At 46.4% G+C, this 2,612-nt stretch carries 3 protein-coding genes; all 3 read left to right on the top strand.

Going from position 1 to position 2,612, the window contains the following annotated elements; all coding sequences use genetic code 11:
• Positions 1 to 917, top strand: a 917-nt coding sequence (locus WB217_RS03200; RefSeq protein WP_423990571.1) for an NAD(P)/FAD-dependent oxidoreductase, incomplete at its 5' end; no start/stop codon positions are given.
• Between the two features lie 229 nt (positions 918 to 1,146).
• Positions 1,147 to 1,995, top strand: a complete 849-nt coding sequence (gene ypfJ / locus WB217_RS03205; protein WP_423990573.1) for a KPN_02809 family neutral zinc metallopeptidase — start codon at positions 1,147 to 1,149, stop codon at positions 1,993 to 1,995.
• A 99-nt stretch (positions 1,996 to 2,094) separates the two neighbouring features.
• A complete protein-coding gene (locus WB217_RS03210; RefSeq protein ID WP_423990575.1) occupies positions 2,095 to 2,592 on the top strand; it encodes a cupin domain-containing protein in 498 nt (165 codons plus the stop codon).
• Positions 2,593 to 2,612: the final 20 nt, after the last annotated feature.

The raw sequence follows: 2,612 nt of genomic DNA on the forward strand, positions 1-2,612 counted from the left end.
CATCCCTCATAAAGCAGCTCGAGGAGGATGGGGAAACAGAAACTGGTTATGAGAAGGTAGGGGCAATCAGTCTCCATACAGATACAGAAAAGCTTATCAAAATGGAAGAAAGAGCAAGAGTAAGGAGAGAAGATGCCCCCGAAATTGGCGAGATTCGTCAACTCTCCCAGCTTGAAACAATGGAAATGTTTCCGTCGTTATCTAGTGATTACAAGTCAGTCCATATCAGCGGTGCGGCACGCGTTAATGGGCGTGCCCTGCGTCAAGCACTAATCAACGCAGCAATAAGGCACGGGGCATGCTTTGTCATTGGGGATGCCAAGCTGGAACATGATCAAAATCAAGTAAAGGCAGTGCTGGCGGGCGATATCCGTTACGAGGCGGACCGCGTCATAATCACGGCGGGTGCATGGGCTCCTGAGCTTCTAGAAACGCTCGGAGTCACTCTTCGGATTGCCCCTCAAAAAGCCCAAATTGTCCATCTTCAGCTTGAAAACACAGAAACAAGTATGTGGCCAGTTGTAATGCCTCCTATTAATCAGTACATCTTAGCCTTCAAGGGAGGCAGGGTAGTAATCGGGGCTACACATGAAGATGAAATGGGATTTGACCGCCGGGTAACGGCAGGGGGGCTTAATGAAATTATTGCTAAAGCACTGGCAGTCGCACCCGGGCTGGAAGATGGGACGTTCATCGAAGCACGTGTAGGCTTCCGTCCTGTGGCGCCTAATTTCCTGCCGATTATAGGCCCAATACCAGGGTATGATCATTTGTTTTTGGCAAATGGTCTTGGTTCATCCGGCTTGACAGTCGGACCGTTCTTGGGGGCTCAGCTTGCAAAGCTGGCGGCTGGAGAGATGTTGGATATAGATATTAAACTATATGATGTAGCCGGAGCAATCAGCGATATTTCCTAGGCAATGAAAGAATATTGAAAGATTACGGGCATGCCGGATGTAGGCATGTCCTTTTCTAATGAAAAAAGCGGGGAGTGACCTTAATTCGTAAAACAGAAATCTAAACAAAACCAGTCTTTCCAAAAAAATATTCATAGAAGCTTAAATAAATCTACTAATAGCGGGTATAACACTAAAACATATCTCTAATTTATTTTATAAGTTTCTTAATATGCAGGGAGGAACCATCATGCAATGGAAAGGCAGAAGAGCAAGCGGCAATGTTGAGGATAGAAGAGGAATGGGCGGAGGCGGCATGCTAATGGGCGGCGGTATAGGCGGCATCGTCCTGCTAGTGATTATGACATTCCTTGGCGGAGGCGATCTAGGGGATGTTGTGAACAATATGTCAAACATGGGAGGCGAGTCCCCCGCTCCTTACCAGGAAACACAGGAGGAAAAGGACCTTGCCCAGTTTGTGTCCGTTGTCCTGGCTGATACAGAAGAGGTTTGGACAGATGAGTTTAAGAAAGAAGGTATGGTTTATAAAGAGCCTACTCTTGTATTGTATTCTGGCAGTGTTCAGTCTGCCTGTGGTACAGCGGGAGCGTCTGTTGGCCCGTTTTATTGTCCCGGGGATCAGAAGTTATATATTGACCTAAGTTTCTATGATGAACTTCAAAGTAAATTCCAGGCGCCAGGTGACTTTGCAATGGCTTATGTAATTGCCCATGAGGTAGGGCACCATGTACAAACATTACTTGGAACTTCAGATAAACTTAACTCAATGCGCCAGAGTATGGATAAGACAGAATTCAACAAGTATCAAGTCCGATTTGAACTGCAGGCAGATTATTTAGCCGGTGTATGGGCTCACCATGCACAGGGAATGGGTGTAGTGGAAGAAGGAGACCTTGAGGAAGCTTTGAATGCAGAAAGTGCGGTCGGGGATGATACGATCCAAAAACGTTCGCAAGGATATGTCGTGCCGGAGAGTTTCACTCACGGAACTTCGGAACAAAGGAAGAGCTGGTTCTATAAAGGCTATAAAGCAGGAAACCTGCAAGCGGGAGATACGTTTAACTCCAGGGAATTTTAGGTGAAGTTAAACATGGGCTCTTTTTGCCCCAGCCATTATACAAATAGGGTGTGGATGGCACCATTCTATCTTTGGAAGAAGAAAGGAGCAGATTCCGCTATGGAAACACTAGTAAGATCATTTTTTCTGAACGATGCAGGTGATATTCCGAATAATCCTGAGTTACCTGTAATCGTGTATCAAGGTGTTTTTGCAGATAACCTCAATATCCAAGCTCAATTCGAGCAGCATAACTGGACAGGCACATGGACTGGCGATGTTTATGATTATCACCATTACCATACAAACACACATGAGGTATTAGGTGTGACGTCTGGAAAAGCAACAGTGCTTCTTGGAGGCGATGGGGGAGAACGCCTTGACCTAAAAGCTGGTGACGTAGTAGTGCTGCCGGCCGGTACGGGCCATAGGAAAATGGAGAGCACCGAGGATTTTGCTGTTGTCGGCGCTTATCCGAATGGAAGTACCCCTAATCTGAAGAAAAAAGATCCGGGAGTACAAGCGCAAGCCTTGGCGCAGATCAAAAATGTGCCATTACCAGAAACAGATCCGGTTTATGGGGAGAGCGGACCACTGCTGGAAAAGTGGGCAAAGTGATTATCATACAAAGAAAGGCA

It is taken from the genome of Mesobacillus sp., assembly GCF_049588175.1.
Classification (GTDB): Bacteria; Bacillota; Bacilli; order Bacillales; family Cytobacillaceae; genus Mesobacillus.

Coding starts and splice junctions, on each gene's coding strand:
- ypfJ (WP_423990573.1), top strand. CDS start 1,147: ATGCAATGGAAAGGCAGAAGAGCAAGCGGCAATGTTGAGGATAGAAGA.
- WB217_RS03210 (WP_423990575.1), top strand. CDS start 2,095: ATGGAAACACTAGTAAGATCATTTTTTCTGAACGATGCAGGTGATATT.